Annotated in this window: 18 protein-coding genes; 5 read left to right on the top strand and 13 right to left on the bottom strand. The window is 52.8% G+C overall.

The window, feature by feature from the left end; all coding sequences use genetic code 11:
* Positions 1-10: 10 nt before the first annotated feature.
* Positions 11-1,960, bottom strand: a complete 1,950-nt coding sequence (locus tag AC3G2T_RS17880; protein WP_488436402.1) for a glycoside hydrolase family 127 protein — start codon at positions 1,958-1,960, stop codon at positions 11-13.
* A 164-nt stretch (positions 1,961-2,124) separates the two neighbouring features.
* Here AC3G2T_RS17880 and AC3G2T_RS17875 point away from each other — a divergent pair, with 164 nt between their 5' ends.
* Positions 2,125-3,024 carry a helix-turn-helix transcriptional regulator gene (locus AC3G2T_RS17875; protein ID WP_488436401.1) on the top strand — a complete coding sequence of 300 codons (900 nt, stop codon included), beginning with the start codon at positions 2,125-2,127 and terminating at the stop codon, positions 3,022-3,024.
* A 64-nt stretch (positions 3,025-3,088) separates the two neighbouring features.
* Here AC3G2T_RS17875 and AC3G2T_RS17870 read toward each other — a convergent pair whose 3' ends face one another.
* The 6 genes from AC3G2T_RS17870 to AC3G2T_RS17845 all read right to left on the bottom strand — a co-directional run bounded on the left by AC3G2T_RS17870 (position 3,089) and on the right by AC3G2T_RS17845 (position 8,930).
* Positions 3,089-4,282, bottom strand: coding sequence for an ADP-dependent glucokinase/phosphofructokinase (locus AC3G2T_RS17870; protein ID WP_488436400.1), 1,194 nt, complete (start codon positions 4,280-4,282; stop codon positions 3,089-3,091).
* A complete protein-coding gene (locus AC3G2T_RS17865) occupies positions 4,279-5,103 on the bottom strand; it encodes a carbohydrate ABC transporter permease (protein ID WP_474681155.1) in 825 nt (274 codons plus the stop codon). The genes AC3G2T_RS17870 and AC3G2T_RS17865 overlap by 4 nt, the downstream gene beginning before the upstream one ends.
* Before the next feature lies 1 nt (position 5,104).
* Positions 5,105-6,013, bottom strand: a complete 909-nt coding sequence (locus tag AC3G2T_RS17860; RefSeq protein WP_474681156.1) for a carbohydrate ABC transporter permease — start codon at positions 6,011-6,013, stop codon at positions 5,105-5,107.
* A gap of 54 nt (positions 6,014-6,067) precedes the next feature.
* Complete coding sequence (locus AC3G2T_RS17855; RefSeq protein ID WP_488436399.1) at positions 6,068-7,417, bottom strand: ABC transporter substrate-binding protein; 1,350 nt, start codon at positions 7,415-7,417, stop codon at positions 6,068-6,070.
* A gap of 94 nt (positions 7,418-7,511) precedes the next feature.
* A complete protein-coding gene (locus tag AC3G2T_RS17850) occupies positions 7,512-8,048 on the bottom strand; it encodes a D-lyxose/D-mannose family sugar isomerase (protein WP_488436398.1) in 537 nt (178 codons plus the stop codon).
* Positions 8,049-8,066: 18 nt separating this feature from the next.
* Positions 8,067-8,930, bottom strand: a complete 864-nt coding sequence (locus AC3G2T_RS17845; RefSeq protein ID WP_488436397.1) for a ketose-bisphosphate aldolase — start codon at positions 8,928-8,930, stop codon at positions 8,067-8,069.
* Between the two features lie 353 nt (positions 8,931-9,283).
* Here AC3G2T_RS17845 and AC3G2T_RS17840 point away from each other — a divergent pair, with 353 nt between their 5' ends.
* From AC3G2T_RS17840 to AC3G2T_RS17825, 4 genes are all read left to right on the top strand, one after another.
* Entirely contained in the window at positions 9,284-10,033 is a 750-nt protein-coding gene (locus AC3G2T_RS17840; protein ID WP_474681160.1) for a DeoR/GlpR family DNA-binding transcription regulator, read from the top strand.
* A 144-nt stretch (positions 10,034-10,177) separates the two neighbouring features.
* Positions 10,178-10,831, top strand: a complete 654-nt coding sequence (locus tag AC3G2T_RS17835; RefSeq protein ID WP_488436396.1) for a TetR/AcrR family transcriptional regulator — start codon at positions 10,178-10,180, stop codon at positions 10,829-10,831.
* A 67-nt stretch (positions 10,832-10,898) separates the two neighbouring features.
* A complete protein-coding gene (locus tag AC3G2T_RS17830) occupies positions 10,899-11,318 on the top strand; it encodes an SRPBCC family protein (protein ID WP_488436395.1) in 420 nt (139 codons plus the stop codon).
* A complete protein-coding gene (locus AC3G2T_RS17825) occupies positions 11,315-11,908 on the top strand; it encodes an NAD(P)H-dependent oxidoreductase (RefSeq protein ID WP_488436394.1) in 594 nt (197 codons plus the stop codon). Before AC3G2T_RS17830 ends, AC3G2T_RS17825 begins: the two co-directional genes overlap by 4 nt.
* Before the next feature lie 159 nt (positions 11,909-12,067).
* Here AC3G2T_RS17825 and AC3G2T_RS17820 read toward each other — a convergent pair whose 3' ends face one another.
* From AC3G2T_RS17820 to AC3G2T_RS17795, 6 genes are all read right to left on the bottom strand, one after another.
* The gene (locus AC3G2T_RS17820) at positions 12,068-12,457 is read right to left on the bottom strand and encodes a hypothetical protein (protein ID WP_488436393.1); all 390 of its coding nucleotides are present in this window, start codon (positions 12,455-12,457) and stop codon (positions 12,068-12,070) included.
* A 78-nt stretch (positions 12,458-12,535) separates the two neighbouring features.
* Positions 12,536-13,387 carry a sugar phosphate isomerase/epimerase family protein gene (locus tag AC3G2T_RS17815; RefSeq protein WP_488436392.1) on the bottom strand — a complete coding sequence of 284 codons (852 nt, stop codon included), beginning with the start codon at positions 13,385-13,387 and terminating at the stop codon, positions 12,536-12,538.
* 208 nt (positions 13,388-13,595) lie between these two features.
* Positions 13,596-14,840 carry an LL-diaminopimelate aminotransferase gene (locus tag AC3G2T_RS17810; protein ID WP_488436391.1) on the bottom strand — a complete coding sequence of 415 codons (1,245 nt, stop codon included), beginning with the start codon at positions 14,838-14,840 and terminating at the stop codon, positions 13,596-13,598.
* A gap of 56 nt (positions 14,841-14,896) precedes the next feature.
* Positions 14,897-16,039, bottom strand: coding sequence for a radical SAM protein (locus AC3G2T_RS17805; RefSeq protein ID WP_488436390.1), 1,143 nt, complete (start codon positions 16,037-16,039; stop codon positions 14,897-14,899).
* A 53-nt stretch (positions 16,040-16,092) separates the two neighbouring features.
* Positions 16,093-16,353, bottom strand: a complete 261-nt coding sequence (locus AC3G2T_RS17800; RefSeq protein ID WP_474681168.1) for an acyl carrier protein — start codon at positions 16,351-16,353, stop codon at positions 16,093-16,095.
* A gap of 13 nt (positions 16,354-16,366) precedes the next feature.
* Entirely contained in the window at positions 16,367-23,431 is a 7,065-nt protein-coding gene (locus AC3G2T_RS17795) for an SDR family NAD(P)-dependent oxidoreductase (RefSeq protein ID WP_488436389.1), read from the bottom strand.
* Between the last annotated feature and the right edge of the window lie 25 nt (positions 23,432-23,456).

Below are 23,456 nucleotides of genomic sequence, written 5' to 3'. Positions count from 1 at the left end.
GTCTATTCGCTTATTTGCGGTACTCATGGAGCCACACGGCGAGCTCGCCCGGTTCCCGGTTCGCCCATGCGTAATAAGGGATCGCGCGGATCGGAACCGGCGTTCTTTCGTATTCGGCGGTCGCATATAAGCTGTCCGAATCGGAGCCGCCGGCCGACCGCCACGCTTCGCCGTCGAGAACGGTCACCCCATCCAGCAAGTCCGGCTGGAATGCTGCCGAGAAACGCGAGCCCGCCGTTACCCAGAGGTCCCGCAAGTTGCCGCCGTTGTCCGCCTCCTCCAGGCAAAATACGATCGGACCGCGCTGCAAAGCAAGCTTTCCGGCATTTTCCCGCACTTTCGGATGAGCGCGCACTTTTTCAACCGGCATCGGAAGCGTCATTTCGATGCTGTCGCCGCTCCGCCATTCCCGCTTTATTTTCGCATAGCCTTTGTGCGTGCAATCGGCAAGATCGAGCGGGGCTCCGTTGACGGCAATGCGAACATCTTTGCACCAAGCGGGCAAACGGAGCGCTATTGTGAACTCGCCCATCTGCTCCGCCTCCCCCGCAACGGTCAGCGTTACGCGCTCATCCCACGGATAATTCGTTTGCTGGCGAATTTCCACGCCGTTTCCGTGAATCGTTTGCCGCACGCTGCCGCCTATGTACAAATGCACGAACAATTCCTGCTGCCCTTCATCGTAGGAGTAGATGTACTGTCCGAGCGAAACGATCAGCCTGGCGATGTTCGGCGGACAGCAAGCGCAGCCGAACCACGGCATCCGCTCCCGCTGTACCGACCGCAAATCTTCGCGCAGGTCGCAGGCGGCCGGCCAAACTTCAAGCGGGTTGACGTAAAAATACCGTTTGCCATCGAGCGAGATGCCGCTGAGAATGCCGTTGTACAGCACGCGCTCCATGACATCGGCGTATTCCCGGTCCGCTTCGATTTGCAGCAGGCGGTTCGCCCAGAACATCAGGCTGATCGCTGCGCAAGTTTCCGTGTAAGCCCGGTCGTTGGGCAGATCGTAATCCACGGTGAACGATTCCCAATATTCATTGGAACCGACGCCCCCCGTAATGTACATCCGCTTCTGCGTCACGTTGCGCCACAATGTCTTGGCAGCTTCGAGCAAGCCTGTATCGTTATATTCGGCCGCAATATCGGCTGCACCGCTGTACAAATACAGCGCCCGGACCGCATGGCCTTCGGCGGTTGTCTGCTCGCGCACAGGCAGATGCGCCTGAAAATAGTCCGCCCTGCGCTTCGCTACCCGGTGCTCGGTACGCTTCTTCTCCTCATCATCAAAAAAATAAGGCTCCCGGCCGCGTTCCTCGATGAAATATTTGCTTAACTCCAAATATTTGCCGTTGCCGGTCGCACGATACAGCCTCACCAGCGCGAGCTCGATTTCCGGGTGTCCGTCATATCCGCGAATTTGTCCGGGTTCCGGGCCGAAGACGGCGGCGATATGGTCGGCATAACGGGTCATGATGTCAAGCGCTTTCTTTTTCCCCGTTGCCTCGTAGTAAGCGACTGCCGCCTCGATCAGATGGCCCGCGCAATACAGCTCGTGATCGTCGCGCAAATTGGTCCATTTCCGCCCGGGCTTTGCCACCGTGAAGTAGGTGTTTAAATAACCGTCCTCCTGTTGAGCACGTTCCAGCAGCTCGATCACTTCGTCGGCTATGCGCTCCAGCTTGTCATCCCGCTTCAGGGAGACGGCGTAGGCGGCGGCCTCCAGCCATTTGGCCAGGTCGCTGTCCTGGAACACCTGCCCGTAAAAATCCGCCTTCAACTCTCCGGCGGCAATCCGGAAATTGTCCACCGTATGGCTCGGTTCGGTGTCCGGAATCGTATCGTTCAACGCATCCCACTGGTAAGGAATGGCGGTCTCCCGAATCAATTGCTGACGCTTCGACCAGAAAAAATCGTCAATCTTGACCTGCTTCAAAGGAATGGCGCGCATTGGCTTCATAGGTTTCCTCCCTTAGCCGTCCGGCTACATTTTGTACCAATGGCTTAATGATAGCACCGCGGCCCTCATTCTGTCGGCAGTCTCAAACCAACAATAGGTGTACAAAACTTACCTTTTTGGATAACATAGGGAGGTAATCAGCCGGAAAGGATGTGGCCGCTCCAATGAAGCTTCTGAAAGCGAACATAACCGCCCCAATTGAATTCATATCTGGAGGACAATTCGAATCCGGCGCGCCCTGGATACATTCGCGGCGAACGATCGACAGCTTCGAGATGATTATCGGCGTCAAAGAAACGCTTTATATCGAGCAGGAAAATGTTCAATACGCGGTAAAACCCGGGGACATGCTGCTGCTGCTGCCGAACCGCATCCATCAGGGCTGCGCGCCCAGCCGCAAAGGGCTTTCCTTCTACTGGTTCCACTTTATATGCCCCGGCGAGCACCATATCGCCGACGTTCAAACCGTCGCCGATGAAATCCGTCTGCTGCAAACAGACCCGGAAGCGCACCGCTTCAACACGTCCGTGTACATCCCGCTGTATTTCAAGTCCCCGACCATCGAGCGCATCAACATCATCTTTCAGCAATTGCAGCATCTCAATAACTCGAATTATTCCACCCGGTTCGGCGTCCATTACTTCCTGACCTCGCTCCTGATCGAATTGTCGGAACAGGCGATTGCCGGCTTTCATCCTGCGAGCGCCCGCCCCCGCCGCGATGAGGACAATACGATGGCACGGATCGCCGAATGGGTCCGCATTCATGCCTCGGAACCGATTTCCGTCACTGAAATTGCCGATAAATTCAGCTACAACAAGGACTATTTGTCCCGCTGCTTTAAAAGAAAGACAGGCATGAATTTGCTGGAATACATCCAAGTTCTGCGCATTTCGAAGGCCAAGGATTTGCTTTTTCGGACAACGCAGAGCATCAAGGAAATTTCTTATTCGATAGGCATCCGCGATGAAAAATATTTCATGAAACTGTTCAAAAAATACGAAAAAATAACGCCCACGGATTTCCGCAAGGCGTACTATATGACGCATATGAATAAGGAGTAGGCAAGGCCATGTCATCGTGTTCCCGATGCACCGGGGAGGAAGAAGCGGCCTGATCGGATCGGGATCAAGCCCCCTCATTCTCCCCCGGGGCCGCCGAAATTGGCGCAGTCAATAGCAAACCGCCTGTAAAGGTATCGCCTAGTCCTACCGTGCATACCGCCCGGGCTTTCAATGCGGGAACGATAATCACGCTGTCTGTTTTTTCCGCCGCTTGCGCCAGTCTTGCTCCCCGCGGATGCGGCTGCAGCGCCGATTCCCACGTTTCGATTTCGGAAAGCGTGCAAAAACGCCCTTCGGCAGCTTTGGATGCCGCAAATCGAACGCCGTTGCTCAGCGCCTCTTTCCACCCGGAACGGCTCCCGCTCGTTACGCACGCAGCGAACTGATGCGTATGGACAATTAAGTTCGGCGCTTTAAACAGGTTGTGCGCTTCCAGCAGCATGCCGATCAGCCGGTCATCGTTCAGCTCCAGCAGCGGCCGCTCCGTTGGAAACAGCTCGCCCAGTTCATCTTCGTTTAATCCGATGCTTTGCACCAGCGGCCCAAGCTCATGAATGATGCGATACTGATCGTCCCTCGAAAATATCGCCGCCAATTCCAGATGAACAGGCAGGCGGCATTCGCCCAGCGTCTGCAAAAATTGTTTGGTTTCCGCCAACAATTCAACCATATCCTCAGCGGCATCGGCAGCGTTGTACCCCGATATAAGCAGCCAACGGCATTTGTCCGGCTTATTTCGCAAACGCTCCGCAAAACCGGGGGCAATCAAACGTTTGCCAAACTCTTTCAAGCCCCGCAGAATGATCCGGTTGGAGACGTCCTCCCGATTGTACTCCAAAATATAATGAACAGCAGGGCGTCCGTGTTCCTTCAATTCCATTTCAAGACCGCTTTGGGAAACGAGAAAATCGAAATCTTTCGACCAAACGGGAAAATTAACGACGGCGCCATACCCCGCTGCGCAAACAGCGCTTGCCGCCTGCAGGCCTGTTCCGCCTACGGCCCAACTCCAATCCGTCAGGCTGTCCATCTCCGCTAAAACGCTTTCATTTGTAACGATATATTCCGCGCCGCTTCCCCTTTGAACGTTCCAAACAATCGCTTTGTACAACTCATCCCAAGAGGAGATATAAGATACCGGAGGGGCGGCAGACATATTTGGTAATGTACATCGTTGTTGAATCCGGTCTAGCAGGGCTTCATTTAATGTTCCCGTCGCATCGGCGTTGGCCGTAAAACCGCAGGCGATTCGTATCATCCTTTTACCGCACCACCTATCAAACCTTTAGTTAATTTATTTTCAAAAAGTATAACGATGAGAATTAGCGGCAAAGTAACGACGATGGAAGCGACGGACATATCGCCCCACGGGACATAAAACATTTGGGGAAATAAAGCGATGCCTACCGGAATTGTCTGCGATTGAATGTTATTCGTCAGCGTAAGCGCCAACAAAAATTCGTTCCATGAGGCGATGAAAACGAGCAGTCCCGCAGAAACAATACCCGGCATGATTAAAGGCAGCGCAATTTGCCAGTACGTTCGGACAATCCCGCAGCCGTCCACCGCCGCAGCTTCCTCAAGATCGCGAGGCAAATCCCGAAAAAATCCGTACAAAAGCCAAACGGATAAAGGCAGGCAAAACAGCATGTAAGAAATAATGAGTCCGGTATAGCTGTTGTAAAAACCGATTTGTTTCACAAACGAGTACAGCGGAATGACCACGGCAATTTGCGGAAACATCGAGGTTGCCAAAAATAATCCGAGGGCAAGCCCTTTGCCCTTAATCGGCAATCTTGCGATCGAATAGGAAGCCAAGCTTCCTAAAAGAAGACAGATGAAAGTAACGCTGACCGCTACGATAGAGCTGTTGGCAATGAATCGGATAAAATTCGATTCCAGCACATTTTTATAATGGGATAGCGTAAATTTGGGCGGTAAAATAGGAGGCAAAGAATTTAAATCGCGATCAAGCTTAAATGACGTAATGATTTGCCACAGAAACGGTCCGACATTAAAAATTATAACTGCGGCGTACAGCAGCAAAAGAAACGCTTTAACTATTTGTTTGCGCTGCATATCAGTTTTCACCTTCTATCCAAACATAGGTGCGGCGCAGCAAATATTGGATGATCACAGCAAAGATAAGCACGGATACGGCCATCACCGCCGCCATGGAAGCGCCATACCCGACCTGTGTCGCGGAAAACGTCGTTTTATACGCGTAGCTCGACAACACTTCCGTCGAGTTGGCCGGTCCCCCGCCAGTCAAGACGTAGATCAAATCAAACACCCGATAAGCGTCCAATGCCCGCAATAAAAAAGCAGTCAATAAGGTTGGCAAGAGCAGCGGGAATGTAATGAGCCGGAACCGCTGCCAGCGGCGCACGCCGTCAATATCCGCAGCTTCGTATATTTCTTCCGAAATCGTTTGCAGGCCTGCAAGCAGGATGAGGGCCATGAAAGGCGTCGTTTTCCACACATCCGCAATGATGACCGCCCACAAAGCGGACGAACTGTCGCCCAGCCAATTTTGGTAAGACCCGATGATTCCCGCTTTGGCAAGCAGATAGTTGATCAAGCCAAAATCGCCGTTGTACAGCCACTGCCACATCCTGGCGGAAATGACCGTTGGAATCGCCCATGGAATAAGGACGCTCACTCTGACCCATTTTCGGCCTGGCAGCTTTTTGTCGAGCAGCAGAGCGATGCCGAGTCCCAATACGGCTTCCAAAATAACTGAAATCATCGTAAACAGCCACGTATTCTTATATGCAACCTTAAACCATACATCGCCCGCTAAGTCGACATAATTCCTTATTCCGACGAACGCGGATACCGGATTAATAAATGTCGTGTCGTAAAAGCTCAAGATGAACGTCCGCATCAAAGGATAAAATCCGATCACCATTAGAATCAGCAGTGCGGGAGCTATGAACAAATATCCGGCCAGCATCGATTTATGCTGTCTTTTCATTCTTGGCATCATCTATGACCACCTTTTGAGCTGCGCGGACAACGCAGCTCATGGACTTGGGCGCAGTTATTTCAACAGGTCGTTCATTTGCTTGTCTAGGTCGGCCAGCGCTTTATCGATCGGCATTTTATCTGCCAGCACCGCGGAAATGCCGGCCTGCAGCTTCAGCGAGATTTGCGGATATTTAGGGCTAACCGGGCGGGCGATAGTGCCCCTGAACACATTGTCGAGATTGGAAAGAAGCGGCACGCTTTTCTTGAGCTCTTCATCGGCCAAAACCGCCGGACGCGTCGGACTGAACGCCATTTTTTTGGCAAAGTACAGCTGCGATTTTTCGCTGGACAAAAATTTAGCGAATTTAACGGCCGCTTCTTTATTTTTGGAATTTTTCGCAACCATAAATTGATATCCGCCCATGGCGGAAGCGCTTTTGCCTCCGTCAAAAGACGGCAGCGGAGCGACGCCGACCTTTCCCGCTACCTTCGAGCTTTTCTCGTCTTGCGATACGTTCCAGGTATACGACCAATTGCGCAGGAAAATCGCATTTCCGTCCGTGAATACGGTTCTGCTCGGCTCTTCGTCGGACGACAGCACAGAGTTCGGACTTAAGCCGCTCGCGATCGAGTCTTTCATAAATTGCAGCGCCTTGGCGGCTTCCGGGCTGTGGATGACCGGTTTTTCGCTCTCATCCAAAACCGCTCCATTGGCGCTTGTCAAAAATTCCACAAAATCGCAAACGAGAACCTCAGCCTGCTTCGCTTGCCACATGAAGCCTTGCAATTTGGAGTTGTTCTCTTTTTCCTGTATAAGCTTGGCGGTTTTCGCCAATTCGTCCCACGTTTTGGGCACGGGCTGATTGTATTTGTCCAGCAAATCTTTGCGGTAAAACAGCATACCTCCGTCGACATACCAGGGCACGGCCATCAATTGCTTCTTATACGTTAGCGCGCCGATGACTCCGGGATAATATTTATCTTTATCCGTAATGTACGCATCCATCGGTTCCGTCCATCCGGCGGCGGCAAATTCGGGCACCCAAATGACATCGCCGGTAAATACGTCAACATCGTTTTGTCCGGAGGATAAGGCGGTGACCAAATATTGATGTATAGCCGTGCTTTCCGAAGGAGCGGGGAGTTGATTCACTTTGACGGCAATATCGGGATTTTCCTTTTCGAATTGTTTGACCAATTCCGTCCAGGAATCTTCGCCAAAAGTTTTCATCCCGGCAAAATTGATGGTTACTTTCGGAGCCGGCTTTGCATCTGAACTTTGAGCGGATGCCGATGCTGCCGCACTTGGCGACTGGGCTGCACGATCCCCGCCGGTTACTTGCGCTTGCCCTCCGCATCCACTGATTGCGGCCACAACCATACATGCGGGAACGGTTAAAGCAAACCAACATTTTTTTTGCAAAATCAACGCCTCCCCATTCATTTTTGAAAGTCGATCCACATCGCCGCACGATATGTAAGCGTGTTCAAATCGGCGTAAACATACGGCTGTATGTTTAAACCGTTCTTACGACCCGCGGATCGGTAAACACGTCATACTCATCCAAGCTTATGGAGGAAAACTCGCTTATAATGGCTCCGTCGGCTCCGGCTTGAAACCAATGCTTGACATTAGGCCGAATCGTATACTGCTCCCCCGGGCGCAACATAATTTCGTGCATAGCCGTATAAAACGCTTCATCGCCACGTGGCACGCAGCTCTTGATATGAGGCGCCGCCTCCCCTTCCACATAAAGATACACAAGACCCGAACGGCAGCGAAAAGTTTCCTGTTTGCCCGGATTCCCGGCATCGATCGGAGGATGGGCATGTTCCGCACAAGTTTGCCCCGGGAACAGTACAAGCTCTTTTGCACAATAACGAGGCATGTTGACATAAGTAAATAATTGCAATCCGGTTCGCTGCAAATTTCCCAGACCAAAATCCGTAATCTCAATTTGCGATTGTTCGCCGGGAGTAAGGACAATTCCCGCGCTTTTGAAATAGTCCATCGTTTTTTTCCCGGCTTCTTCCCTTTCCAAATGAGTCAGCATATACCCAACTCCCCGAAATTAGTATAGGGCGCTTTTCCCGGTTGAACCGAATAGCTCCATTTTTTTCAATATCAAAGCTTTGGCGGCTTCGATAGGGGCCGGAAATAAAACCGTCGGCTCGCATTCTTTTTCGCGGGCTGCGAATTCCGCGCGCATTTGCGTGAAAAATGCTTTTTTCATTTCCGTCGAAATGTTCACTTTGCTAATACCGAGCCGGATCGATTCGGCTACTTCTTCGGGAGCGTTATCGGAACCGCCGTGCAGCACTAAAGGAATGGGCACTACAGATGCAATTTGCTTTAAACGTTCCAGCTGCAGCTTTGGCTTTCTGGATTTCGGATACATGCCGTGAGCGGTGCCGATAGCTACAGCCAGCGTATCGATTCCGGTCAGAGATACGAATTCCGCCGCTTCTTGAGGGTCTGTATACATGATCTCCTCCTCTCCCCCTTCCATGCTTCCTTCCGCTTGGCCTACCGTACCGAGCTCGGCTTCGACGGAAACCCCCACCGACTTGGCGATGGCCACAGCCTCGCGGGTTCTTCTTACATTTTCTTCAAAGCTGTATGTAGACGCATCTATCATGACTGACGTAAAGCCGCAGCGAATCGCCCGGATGATCTGCCCGTTCGCGGCGCCGTGGTCCAGATGAATAACGACCGGCACTTTAACCTTGTTCGCCGCTTCCCGGCAAAACGCCACAAAGCTGTCCGTCAAAAATTCAAGCTCGGAAGGATGGATTGCCAAAATAACCGGAGATTCGTGCGCTTCCGCCGTTTCCAGAATTGCCCGTAAAAATTCCCCGTTGCCGACGTTAAAAGCACCCACAGCAAATTTATTTTTGTAGGCAACCGACAACAACTCGCTCATCGTCATTAACATAGATCATCCGTCTCCTTTAATTGGGTTGTATTTCCATGATCATATTAACAACATTTTGTTTGATAGTCAACATAAAACAAACAATTAAAACTTTTCTATGCGCTTACAGCAAGTTTCATTGCTATAATTCCAACATTTTTACTTAAAAATAGATCAAAATCACTCAAATTGTTTATATTCACGTTGGAAAAATCTAACCAAATACGCGTTTTTGTGCCCTGATTTACTGCAATGATTTATTTCTCATCCATATTGTTTTGATTTTGTTTATATACCCAGCGAATTATTTGACAAAAAGAGGCTTTTTAACTTAGTATGTTTATATAAACATTTTGCAAGCTGGAGGAACTCCAATGTCAGAAAGACGATTAAAACAAGCCTCCGAGTTGATTAAGTTAAAGAAGAGCGTCTCCGTGCAGGATCTCATGGAACATTTCGATGTTTCCGATATGACCGTTCGCAGAGATCTGTTGAAGCTTGAGAAAACCGGAGAATTTCGCAGATTTCACGGAGGCGTGCGCTATATCGACGAAGCGCCCCTGGACTTGAGAGAAAGTCAGCATGAATCGGAGAAACGGCGAATTGCCGACTATTGTTTGACATTAATTCAACCCTATGACACGATCATTTTGGATTCGAGTACGACAACGTATCAAATTGCCGTTGCTATGGCTGAATCCCAGCTTCGGGACATTACGGTAGTCACGAACTCCCTGAATGCCGCGTATCAACTGAGGAATATGGAACATATTACATTGATGATGTGCGGCGGCGAGATGAGGAAACCTTCCAAATCGTTCATCGGCAGCACCTCCAGAGAGTTTTTTACAAACATTAACGTCAACAAAGCTTTTATATCGACCGGCGGCATTACCATTAAGGGGTTCACGACCCATGACTACGCGGAGGCGGAAATCAAACATTGCATGACGCAGGCAAGCGAAATGACTTACATCCTCGCCGATTCCTCCAAATTCAATCAACGCTCCTTGCATTTGTTCGCCCCGCTGGAAAGCGCGAATATGATTGTTACGGATAACAACGTAACGGACGAATGGGTGCAAACGATTGAGAAATGCGGGATTGAATTGGTCAAAGTTTAAAAAACAAAGGGCTGTCCCTTCGTCGTTTTGATGACTTATGGGACAACCCTTTATTGACGTTTGGGCGAAAGGCAGGGTGCGGATTTCCATCTTGATCGCTTTCACGTATACTGGTAATAAAAAATGTAAGCAAGGTGTGAAGACATGTCTCCCCGTACAAAGGAACAGAACGAGTCTATTCGAGCGCAGCGTAAGCAAGAGATTTTGCAGGCAGCCGTTCACGTCTATGTGTCAAAGGGCTTTTCGGCCGCGACATTGAGTGACATTGCAAATCAGGCGGGCCTTGCACATGGACTGGTGTATTACTACTTCAAAAATAAAAAAAGCCTGTTTCGGGAACTTTACGAAAGCATGATGGACCGCTCCCTTAACTACACAACTGAGCATTTTGAACAGGATACGCCAGTGCTCGAGCAATTCAAAAGCTATGCCCTGCTCGTCTGCGAACGTATCATCAAAGATCCCGTGACCCAACGTTTTTATATGCGAATCAGTCTGGATCTGCATCATCTGTATCAGCCCGGGGAATTGTCGCCCTTTGAATGGATGAAGAGCTTTATCAAGCCGATGGCGCAAGCGATTGACAAAGGAATTCATCAAGGAGTCATCCGTCAGGGAGACGCAAACCTTATGGCCATGCAATTTTGGGGAGCGGTCTCTCAGGGAATGAGTTACATGGATCAGTTTCTTCAAGATCTGGCCGCCCAAAATTTGACGGAAACGGAAATAAACAACGAAATGAGCGAAAAAGTCCAACAAATAGCCGCATCGGCAGTTTCGTTTTTCAAGCCGGATTAATTTTTTTCGGTTTATGGTTGACTGAGTTCTCAACCAAAAATATAATGAACTCAAGGAGCGTGATCATTTGCCAACGATTTACAAAGAGATTTTGATTGATGCCTCGCCTGAGCAAGTATGGGATGCGGTCAGCGACGTAGGTGCTGTCCATCATCGTCTGGTCCCCGGCTATACCGAGAACACCCTTATGAACGGTAACGAAAGAACGCTCATTCTGCCAAAAGGCGGCATGGTTCGCGAGCTCATCGTTTCCGTTGATGAAAAGGAACGGAGAATGGCGTACGCGGTAAAAGAAGGACGTATGCCGCTATTGCATCATCATGCATCCTTCCAAGTCTTCCCACATGGCGACAACGGCACCAAGCTCGTATGGATAACCGATTTCCTCCCGGAACATCTTGCTGCCGAAATTCAAGCACGTGTAAATCGCGGAGCAGAGGTTATGAAAGAAACCATCGAGGCCGAAACGAAGGGAGGCTATCGATGAAAATTCTAGTCATTGCAGCTCATCCGAGGATCGAACAGTCTCGCGTAAATAAACGCTGGTTGGCGGAATTGCGTGGATACCCCGATCAAATAACGGTTCATGAACTATATCAGGCATACTCCGATTTTGTAATCAACGCGGAACATGAACAAGACCTCGCTGCACAGCATGACCGCATCGTGCTGCAATTTCCAATCCAGTGGTATAGCACACCGGCTTTGCTCAAGCAATGGCTCGATGACGTGTTTACGACATCCTGGCTGTTCGGAGCTGGCGGCAAAGCCGTTGCGGGGAAAGAACTCGTCCTGGCCATGTCGATCGGAGGCGATGAATCCTCCTATCAGTCGGGCGGCTTAATCGGCTATACAATCAGCGAACTGATCCGCCCCATTCAAGCGTTTGCCAATCAAATCGGCATGACTTTCCTGCCGCATTACAAATTTTATGGCGCGGTCAAAGCGGCAGATGACCAAATTGAAAATAGTGCCTCAGACTACGCGAAGTACATCTTATCTCCCGATCTCAATCCCCTCATCGTTCGCAAACGTATGCTCGCTGAAATGAGCAAGGTCAACTCAACGCAAGTATAAGGAAAAATGTAAAAAGACCTACTAAATTGTCTTGGTCCCGGAACAGCTCAGTCGGGGGGATTCGTAATACACCTGATTGGTTTTACCGTTATCGTAGAGCATGAGGCCGAGGCTAAGGCCAAACTTGCTCGCAAACTACCCGTTTCACCGTTTTTAACGTCATATGCGCGGCACTTCGCCGCCAAAGAAACCGGCAAATCCGCCGGCCAGTCGTCGCGCGTGGTAGAAAGCCTGCAAAAGTGCAGGCTTTTTCCATAAAAATGGTTCATTTCCGAGAAAAGCCTGCGATTGTGCAGGAATTTTCGATGAAAATGAACCTGAGCCCATGTTCGCGGCGAAAAGCCTGCACAATTGCAGGAATTGTTCGCGGCGAGCGATTAAGGACGCAAATTCATGTATTTTTGCAGGTTTTCTTCGTGCAGCCAGGCAAATTGAGGCTATCTCCTCTAACGCGGGGGTTTCTGGGCAGCCTAAGATTTGCAAAATAGTTCGCAGCCCCAGCGCATCGAAGAGCGTCAGAGCTGCGAGTCGGTTCGAGGCAATCTTCATTGCCTTGACCGTCCCCGACCGTGCCCCCCTACGGCTGCCGCAGACAAGAAAAAAGAGGTGCACCCGGCACCCCTTTTATTAGGCTTCTTTCAATAATCGCTCCAAGTTGCGATAGCTGATCGCAATGCCTTCCAGCTCGTCTTTGGCAGTCACGTCCTGCTCGACGAACATATATTTGGCGGCCCCGATGCTGCGCGCGGCTCGGATAAATGAGCGGATGTCCAGAACGCCTTCGCCCACTTCCGAAAAATGACCGGGATCCTGCGTCTTATACAGCTCATCGATCGTAATAGGACTGTCCGCTCCGAAGACGTCGAACCAGTTCACAGGCTTGGCCGCGGCCGGCAAATCTTTTTGATGCAGCATTTCGCAGCGGTCCCCCAGCTTGTTCAGCCAGTGAACCGGGTCTGCGCCGCCTCTGGCCGCCCAATACGTATCGAACTCGAATTTAACCAAATCTTTCTCCATATGCTCCAGCATGATGTCCATGACCGTCTGTCCATCAAACACCTGAAACTCATGAAAATGATTGTGATAGTACAAGCCCAGGTCGTTCTTTTTGCACAATTCTCCGTACCGGTTAAACGATTCGCTGAATCTCAGCACGTCGTCCCGGTTGGAAAAAAACGCGATCGAGCACCCGATCGCCTTGCTGCCGATGATGTGGTTGGCCTCAATAATGCCTTCCCACTCGGTCTCCTCATTCACCCGGGTATGGCAGCCGACGGCTTGCATGCCGAGGCGGTCAAGATGTTCCCTTACCTGAGCGGGTGTAACGTCGCCTCCCAAGCTTAATCCCTCATCCGTCTTGCGAATGACCATCTCCAAATTTTTGTAACCGATTGCCGCGACCTTTTCCAAAGTGCCGACAAAGTCTTGTTTTAGCGCATTTTTTACTGAAAACAGCTGCAAACCCATCGATAAACTCATGTCAACTACCTCCGCTACCCTATAATCATTTCGTTGCTAGCGTACAATTACAATTGTAGAACAAGCCGTTCGTTCCCCTCTACCCGAAAACCGACTTCAATTAACGTTATAACGACTTTTTTCCGGCCGGCATGGCTATAACAAAGAAAAACCCGGTACAATCCATACCGGGAACCGCGCATACGGCAAACCTATAGTGAGTAATTTCCTACCACACAAAGCGGATATCGTGCAATCTCTCGCTCAGTTCCTGCATCAACGCGTCTTCAGCCTGCTCATCCTCGGCCTCGAACGTAACGGAAAACCGCACATGGGCTCCCGCGTCGTCCCAAGGTACTGTCGAGATGAGCTTTTCCATGATCAAGTATTCGGAAAACTCCTCCGCCGAGGCGAACTGCCTTCCGTTCTCGATCCCCCGCGGAATCGGTACGTACAGGAAGAAGGAGGCTTTCGGCTTTTGCACGTCAAAACCTGCCGACCGCAGCACTTCAACGAGCTTGTCATGCCTGCGGGAATACTTTTCAACGGTGAGAGCCGTAATTTCAGGGTGGTTCAAACAGTAAACGGCCGCCTTCTGGATAGCCAAAAATTGGCCCGAGTCATGGTTTTCCTTGACATGGGCAAAAGCTTTTACAATCAGCTCGCTGCCCGCAACGAAGCCGATCCGCCAGCCCGTCATATTGTACGCCTTGGACAAAGAATGCACCGCAACGCCGATTTCCTTCGCACCCGGAACATTCAAAAAGGACAGCGGCGGATTGCCGTCAAATGTTAGAGCGGCGTAAGCTTCGTCGGAAATGACGATAATTTCGTGCTTGCGGCAAAACGCCACCACTTCTTCGTAAAACGCTCTCGTTGCCGTCGCGCCGGTCGGATTGTTCGGGTAATTCAAATACAGCAGCTTCGCCCGGCGGACCGTTTCTTCGGGAAGCGCGTTCAAATCCGGGAAATACCCGCGTTCCTTGACCAGAGGGAGCTTGACCGTCTCGCCGCCGAACCAATTCGTATGCGTACCGATGATCGGATATCCCGGTGCCGTCATCAGCGTAACATCGCCGGGGTTGATAAAAGCGGCTGGCAGTTGCGCCAGGGCGCTCTTCGATCCGATGCAGTGATTGATCTCGGTCTGCGGGTTCAACCCCGTTATCCCGTAAATGCGCTCCATATATCGGGCCGCCGCCTCTTTCAACTCCTCTGAACCGTTGTCCGAGTAAAAGCGGTTTTCTTTCTTCGCAGCTTCGGCCGCAAGTACCGCCACAACCTGCTCATCGGCCATCCAGTCCGGTTCGCCGAGCCCCATATCGATAATCGCGATGCCCGGCTTTTCTTCCCGGGCACGCGCGCGGGCCCTTTTGATTTTCTCGAATTTGTAAACGGTGGTGTCTTTGCCAAACCGCTCTCCGCCGATTCGTTCGGCGAACATGTTTTGAATGTAGCTTTCGACAGTCAGCATGCAATCATCCCTCCATGATAATGACATTTTCGAATGACGGTTCGGAATGCGCCTCGTTAAAACGTTTCCGGGTCGGCGAACAGCCGCGTGCACCGGTTGCACATCATCAAATTGTCGGTTTTCAAATAATTGCGGAACGTGTCCGCCCTCTCGCCCTCCCATATATGCTGGAACGAATGCTCATAAATATTGCCGAATTTATAGTCGGGAAGATCGACGCAAGGATAGACGTCGCCCGTTCTGCGGATGATCAGCTCATGCCAGGGAGCTACGCACTTGGACCGGCCGAAGACGTTGTCGATATCCGTGTAATAATCGTGAATATCGACGTAGTCCGAATAGTCGACGCCTTCGGCGCGCCATATTTCTTGAAGATCGCTTTTCAAATATTCGGTATCGATATCGATCGACTCATCGACGAATCCTTGCCAGGCGGGGGACACGTCGCAGTCCAGATGCTCTTTCATTTGAGCGGCGTATGCCTGCCCCCGTTCATGCGTCGTGTAGAGCAGGGGGGCGAAGTTGACCGAGATGTCCCGGCTTTTGGACCACGGGCTTTTGGTGTCGTGCAGAATGATCGCAGCGTCCTTGAACCGTTCCCGGAGGGAAGGTATAAAATGTTTGGCGCTTTTGTAATTGGACGGGGACAGCACCATGTTGATGCTGATGAACGGAAACATTTTTCTCCTGCGTTTCTTTTCCAGCAGCAGCGCCTCGATATTGTCGCAAATCGTTTGAAAGCTGTTTTTGCCCCGGATAGCGTCGTGATACGGCTCAGGGCCGTCGATCGAAATATTGACGACGACGACGTTCTCGATCAGGAAGGGAATGCTTTTCTTGATCAGGGAACCGTTGGTGTTCACGTACACGTTCATCTTTTTGCTGCGCAGATGGCGCACCAGCTCTTCGAAATGCTTGTAAAGCATAATTTCGCCGCCCGTCAAAATGACGCCGATTTTGCTGTTCACGGCCGCCGTTTCATCGATAAACCGTTTGAGCACATCGATATCGAGCTGTTCTTTGATGATTCTTTGCGGTTCTTTGAGCGCCCACCCGGTCTCTCCCCATATATGGCAAAAGGAACACCGGTAATTGCATATTTCCGAAGGAAAAATAGTCAATTGCTTCAAATGAGGAACCAAGTTTTCCACATGCTTGACGAGCTTGTCACCGCTCAAAGCCCCGGCATTCGTCCACATCAAATGTCCCTTCTTTCTATCGATTAGTAAACATCCGGCTGAGATCGGTTCGGTCAGGCGCTGGAAGGCATAGAGCTCGATACGTACTTGATTATATTGTTCACGGTCAAAAAGTTTTGGAACTGCAAATCGTCATCGTCCCACGAAACCCCGAACTCCATCTCCAGCGCCAACACGAGCCGGATGAAGGTCATCGAATTGACGCCGAATTCGGACAAATCGTCCTCTGGCCCCATTTGTTCCAACCGGCCTTCGCTATCCTCCAAAATATCTTTCAGCATGAGCATGACTCTATCTTTGATATCGTCTTCCACCTTAATTCCTCCTTTAGTTAGGTGATGAACTTTTCTCCAGGCAAGCTTCCAATTGCGACGAAAGAAGGGCGTTGAATTTGTTTTCAGCCGCGGCGAGCAGAACCAGCTTTTCATAGCCCGCTGCAAAAACCTGCGGATTGAAATCCGGCTGATACATGAATCTGGCCATTCCTTTTCTGACGTATTCCCATTTGCCGATCACGTCGTCCAGCGCTTCGAGCAGCACTTCTTCTTGTCCGAAAAGCTGGGTCAACCGGTACTTTTCCACCTGTTTCACCGTAATCGCCTCATTCATGAACGCGACCAAATGAGCGGAATGTTCCTTTAACACCTCCCCGGACGCAGTCAGGCTGCGATAAGTGCCGATGAACCGGTTAAGAACGTTCATGCTGGCGGCGATTTTATCCTTGCCCGCCGCCATATTTTTGGCAAACGTTTGAACAGCGGATGCTTTGTCCGATGGCACCGGGGCATGGCGGAATACAAAATGGGTGGCCAGATGCAGGCCCTCGTTCACAAAATGCTCGGTAAAACCCGCGCAGGCCCGTCTTACATCCTCAAAGGGAATGACGCGTTTTTTGTAGGACAAGTTTTCCCGTCTGTCGTGCTCGATGATGTGAAACATCCGCTCTTTGCGGTTATAGCCGTACACCAGCAGCGTATGGTCGATATGCTGTTTGAGATAAGCGTCGCGGCGAATCGATTCATAGAAGGAATCGACCCAGACGACGGCCGGATTTCCCTCGGACAAGCTTGCCGTGATCTCCTCGACAATGTTTGCATTGTCATAACGCGTCTCCACGCGCAGGCCTGCTTGTCCGAACAGCTGCTCCAACGGAAGCGACGGCGCGTAACCGGCGCTGAACTGCTCTCCCGCATATTCGTAAACGATCAGATCGTTGACCAAAAACGGCAAAATACTTTGCCCGAAATGGCCCGCAATCGGAAACATTGAGTTGAAAAAGCAATTTTGGTAAAAAATTTCGTTGAACGGCTCGAACCGCGGGAGAATGACGGCATCGCTGTCATCCGCTTGCTCGCTCGGCGGACGATCGGCTTTGTCGTTCGACTGACGCTCTGCTCTATCGTTCGGCTTGGCCGGATTCGTTTCCGCCGCCGGCTCCCGGCTCCCGCCCCCCAAATGTTCAGCCAATTCCTTGATGCACCTGAATCGGTACAAATCGTCCGCGGAAACGGAAATCCGGCTATCGCTCCATTCGGCTTCCAGCCGGATCGCCGACAAGGAGTTGCCGCCCAATTCAAAGAAATCGTCGTAAATGTCGATGTCCTGAATGCCCAGCAAGTTCCCCCATGCTTGGCCCAGCGCTATTTCCAACGACGTGTAGCGGCGATCCTCCCTTCCTTGCAGACGGACGGGAACGGCGGATTCCTCCGAACGCGGTTCCCGGTTCTCTTGCTCGATACCGGGCTCATCCGGTTCCGGTTCGATCCAGCACCTCGTCCGCTGGAACGGGTACAGCGGAACTTGAACTTTGGTCCGCGCTTCATCGCCGTACAAGCTTTCCCAATGAATATCCGCGCCTGATACGTACAAGCGGCCCAGCTCGTTCATATCCGCCTGATGCCGCCCGCTCCGCCGCATCGCATCCAGCAGGGCGGACGCTTCCGCGCTCAGCCGCCTCCGCTCGCCCGCTGCGAGTTCTCCGCGCTGCAGCTTTTCCTTGTGAACGGTGATGATGCGGTGTTCGCCGTAAAACGTCCCTTCGGGCAGAGGCCCGTCCAGCCCCTCAGCGCACAGCTGCTGAAGCTTCGCGAGCAAGCCGGCTTGATCCTCGGCGACAATCGCCAGCCTGTGGGCGTAATGCCCCCTTCCCGTATTTGCCGTATAGCAAATATCGCTTAAATCGGCTTCGGCCGACTCTGACCCGGCGAATTCCCGGTAGCTGCGGAGCAGCGCTTCCAGGGCCGGCCGGCTTTTGCCCGACAGCGCCAGCAGATGGCGGCCGCCCGGTGCGGCTTGCCGTCCGCCCCCGGTACGGGAGCCTGCCGCCGGAGCTTCTTCCAGGATGACGTGGCAATTCGTGCCGCTGAAACCGAACGAGCTGACCCCGCATCTTCTCGGGATTCCCACTTCCGCTTCCCATGCCGCCGCTCTGTCATTGACATAGACGGGCGAGAGCTCAAAAGGAATTTTGCGGTTCGGCCTCGAAAAATGCAGCGCAGGCGGCAGTTCCTTGTAGACGAGCGCCGCAATCGCTTTAACAAGACCAGCCACGCCGGAGGCGCTGTCCAAATGGCCGACATTGCTTTTGACCGAGCTGACCGCGCAAAATTGCTTTTTGTCCGTAAACCGCCTGAACGCCCTCTGGATGCCCTCGATTTCAATCGGGTCGCCGAGCTTTGTGCCCGTCCCGTGCGCCTCGATGTAGGCTATCGTTTCAGGATCGATACCCGCCTGCTCCCAGGCTTTGACCAGCACTTGCTCTTGAGCCGGAGCGTTCGGAGCGGTAATTCCGATGGATGCGCCGTCCTGATTGATCGCGCTGCCTTTAATGACCGCGTAAATGCGGTCCCGGTCCGCGACGGCCCGGTTTAGTGGCTTCAGCAGCAGAGCAACCGTCCCTTCCCCCCACACCGTGCCGTCCGATTGATCGTCGAAAGCGCACGTTTGCCTGCTGGACGATTCGATGCCGATGTCGGAAACGCCGTCGACAGGCATGAGGCATACTTTGACGCCGCCGGCAATAGCCATATCGCATTCGTCGTTTTTCAAAGCCATGCACGCCAAATGCACGGCGACAAGCGACGAGGAGCAGGCCGTATCGACCAGGAAGGCAGGGCCTTTCAGATCGAGCAGGTAAGAAATCCGGCTGGCGATCAGGGAAGGGGTATTGCCGGCACCGGCCATTTGAACGAGAGATGGATGCTTTTTGGTAATGTACTGCCCGTACACCGGCCAATCCGCAAAGCCCAAATAAACGCCTGTCCGGCTGCCCGCAAGCTTGCCGCCGCCATAACCCGCATCTTCGATCGATTGCCAGCAAGCTTCCAGAAACAGCCGTTGGTTAGGGTCCATCAGCATGGCTTCTTTGGGCGACAAATTGAAAAAGCCGTAATCGAACCCGTCGACTTCGTCCAAAAAGCCTCCGTAACTGTACTCGATATCCTGTTTGCGCAAGCTGGTGTAGTTCAAAATGAAACCTTGGCAGTCCTTCTGTCTGCTCGGCGGATATTTCCTGATCGACTCCCGCTTATTGCTGATATTTTCCCAAAATTGCGCGAGATGATCGGCATCCGGCATGTTGAGCGAAAGCCCGATGACGGCGATATCGTTCACATCCCGCCCGGCGCCGCTTGCTCCGGCGGATGAAACCGCCGCTTCTGCTTCCGTTTCCTCCGGCCCTTGCAGAAACGCCGATATTTGAGCGATCGTCGTATGGGTGAAAAAATCGGCAATCGCCGTTTTTCCGGGAAACTGCGCTTCGATGATCGCATGCACTTTGGTCAGCAAAATCGAGTCGCCGCCGATTTCAAAAAAGTTGTCGTGAACGTCCAGTTCCTCATATCCGAGCACTTGGACCCACGCCTGCGCCACTTTTTGCTCGATCTCCGTGTACTCGCTATCCGCTTTGCCTTTCAGCTGCATGCGCTTCGCAGCCGCGGGTGCCTGCGCCGGCGCTTGCTCCGCTTTCCGGAGGCCGATTTGACGCTGCAGCGTCCCGGTCAGCCGGAAAGGCAGCCTGTCGCCCAGCTCAAACAGACGGCAGTCAAGGTTCCATTTGCCGACAAACAGCTGCCGGAAATCGCGGTTCAAGGCAAAATCGAAAGCGTGAACGCCCTGCGCGACAGGCAAAACGTGAAACAGCTCTTTCTGCTCGTCGACGGACGTGCCTTCGGAAAGACCGGTATTGTCCCAGGCGGGCCAATTGATGACGAACGTCCGCCGGCCTTGGCGGCTCCGGTATGCTGCAAACGCGTCGAGATAGCTGTTTGCCGCCGTGTACGGGCCTGATCCGACGCCCCCGATGAGCGTAATTGCGGAGGAGAACAGCGCAAAAAAGTCAAGCGGCTCCCGGCGCGTCCAGCGATCCAAAAGCCAGGTTCCCTGCACCTTGGCGGCCAATATGGCACCGAATCGCTCTTCCGACATACGGCTTACATAGTCGCCCTCGCCAATCCCGGCCGCATGCACGATGCCGTTTATTTTGCCGTAGCGCATCTTCAGCATGCCGATCGTTTCTTTTACTTGCTTTTCGTCGGCGATATCCGCGCTGATACACTGCACGGAGGAGCCGTTTTGCTCCATTTCCCGGATCGCGGCAATCCGGCTGCACACTTTGGGATCCGCGCCGCCGCTCAACATGCGATCCCACTGAGACGGCTCCGGGAAAACGGAACGGTTGATCAGCGCCAGATGGATGCGATGCCTGGAAGCAAGCCATTTGGCGACATGCAGTCCGATGCCTCCCAAGCCGCCCGTTACGATATAGACGCCATCGGATTTCAGCTCGATCGGGCTTTCGTTCCCGTTCCCGTTCCCGATTCCGCTCTGCCCGCCGATCGGACCGATTCGTTCGACGTACCGCTCGCCGCTGCGGTAAGCGACCTTGTATTCGTTCGTTTCCGCACCCAGCTCCGCCAGCACGCAGTCAAGGTCTGACGCGGCTTCGATGTCGATGCACCGCACGCGAATATGTTTAAGCTCCCAGCCGAGCGCTTTGCCCAGTCCAAATAAAATCGAATGCTCGGGATTGACGCGGGCTTGGCTGCCCTTCACCTCATGAACGTGATCGGAAACGAGAAATAGTTCCATCGCGTTGGTATTGCCGCTCTCGCTCATCGCTTGCAGAAGGTGAACGATACTGTATACGCCGCGCTTCAAGCTGCCCTCAAGATCGTCCAAAGTATGACACTCCGCTTGATCGGTGAAAGAAGATAGGTGAACGATTCGGGTCACGCTCTCTTCGCCGATTTCCCGCAGCAGCCGCCTGTAGTCATCCGCCGAGCCCGCAATCGAGTAGGCGTCCTCACCCACGGCTTCAAACTTGCCGCCGAACCCCGCCTCGATAACCCGGCTGCCGTCCGCTTTCAGCTTTGCGGCAAGCCGCTCCCCCATGCCCCTATCGCCGTCTTTAAACAGCAAATAACGATGGCGGGCCGCTTTCCGGCCTTGCAAATCGGGGGCGATTTCGCTTTTTTCCCAAACCGCTTGATGGAAAAGACTTTCCGCTCCGGCGCCTGGCTCCACTGCAAGGGCATCCGTCTCCGGAGAGAGATCGGGAATATCCAGCCAGCAGCTCTTTTTGTCGAAAGGATACGCCGGAAGATGGAGCCGCCGCCGTTTTTCCTGCCTGTAGAGCCGGTGCCATTCGATATCCGCCCCATTCTCGTATAAGAGGCGAAGCTCATGCAAAAGGGCGTCCTCCTGCTCGCCCTTCGCCGCATATCGGTCCAAAATGTCCGCAGCCGCCCGGCTTGCTTGTTGCGAATAGGCGCTCCGCCCGCTCGTCGTCCCGTCGCGCTCAAAGGAGGACAGCGCCCTCGCCAGTTCCGCGGCATTGCCGGAGACAAGAGCGAGGCGGAAAGGATAATGCCCCCTGCCCGTGCTGAGCGTGCAGCACAAATCGCCCATATCCGCAGACGGGTGAGCCGCCAAAAATTCGGCATAATTCCGCGCCAAATTCCGCAAAGCCGTTTCCGATTTCGCCGAAAGCACGAACAGGCGCGGCCTGTTCCCGGGCTCTTCGCTTCCGCTGAACGCATCGGGAGCCTCTTCCAGCACGATATGGCAGTTCGTCCCGCTAATGCCGAACGAGCTTACGCCGCAGCGCCTAACGCTTGCTTGCGAGTCCCACTTGGCCAGCCGGCCGTTCAAGTAAACCGGCGATTCCGCGAAATCGATTTTCCGGTTCGGCCGGCTCACATGCAGCGTCGGGAACAGCTCCCGATGCTGCAAAGACAGCACGGCTTTGACGAGTCCGGCGATTCCCGCCGAATTGTCGAGATGGCCGACATTGCTTTTGACGGAACCGATGGCGCAAAACTGCTTTTTGTCCGTAAACATGCGAAACGCTTTTTGTATGCCCTCGACTTCGATCGGATCGCCGAGCTTCGTCCCCGTTCCGTGCGTTTCGATATAAGCTATCGACTCGGGATCGATGCCGGCTCTTTTCCACGCTTCCGCGATAACTTCCGCCTGCGCATCCGAATTGGGCGCCGTTATTCCGGCCGAGCTGCCGTCCTGGTTGACGGCGCTGGATTTGATGACCGCATAGATCGAATCGCGGTCTTCCTGAGCTTTGTACAAAGGCTTCAGCACGATCGCCACGACGCCCTCGCCTGTACCGGTGCCGTCGGAAGCATCGTCGAACGCCCGCGTTCTGGAGGTCGAAGATTCGATGCCGACTTCAAACGGTCTGACCGGCAGAAGGTGAATCTGGATGCCGCCTGCAACAGCCACATCGCACTCCCCGTTGCGGATAGCCTGGCAGGCCAAATGAACCGCGACGAGCGAGGAGGAGCAGGTCGTATCCACGATCAGGCTCGGCCCCTTGAGATCCAAAATGTAGGACAGCCGGCTCGCGATGATCGGGCGGATGTTTCCGGCCATCGACATGGAGGCGGATTCGGGCTCGGCTTGCTCGATCATTTTTTTGTACTCCGAATCGGACCCGTATCCGAGGTAAACGCCTGTCCGGCTGCCCTGCAGCTTGTTTCCGCCGTAACCGGCATCTTCGATGGAGTTCCAGGCGGTTTCCAGAAACAATCTTTGATTCGGATCGAGCAAGCCCGCTTCCTTCGGCGACAATTTAAAAAACGGGTAATCGAATTTGTCGATCTCCTCCAAATAAGCCGCCTCGCCGTAGCGAACCCGGGCCGGATCGGTTCCGGTATAACGATAAAACCGGTCTGCCGCCGTTTTTCTGGAAGGCGGAAGCTCCCGCACACAATCGACGCCCGTCCGCAAAATGTCGTGGAAATCTTCCAACGTCTCCGCCAAAGGAAACTTCAAGGCGATTCCAATGATCGCGATATCGCTTTCCGCCACTTCGTCCATGTACACATCGTCGTCTTCTTCCAAAGCCAATCCGTCCAATTTAATGGCGTGGAATTCCACTCTTCTTCACCTCCTGATTGTGTAG

This window comes from Paenibacillus sp. sgz302191 (genome assembly GCF_057749925.1).
This window is presented reverse-complemented; position numbering and strand designations above follow the sequence as displayed.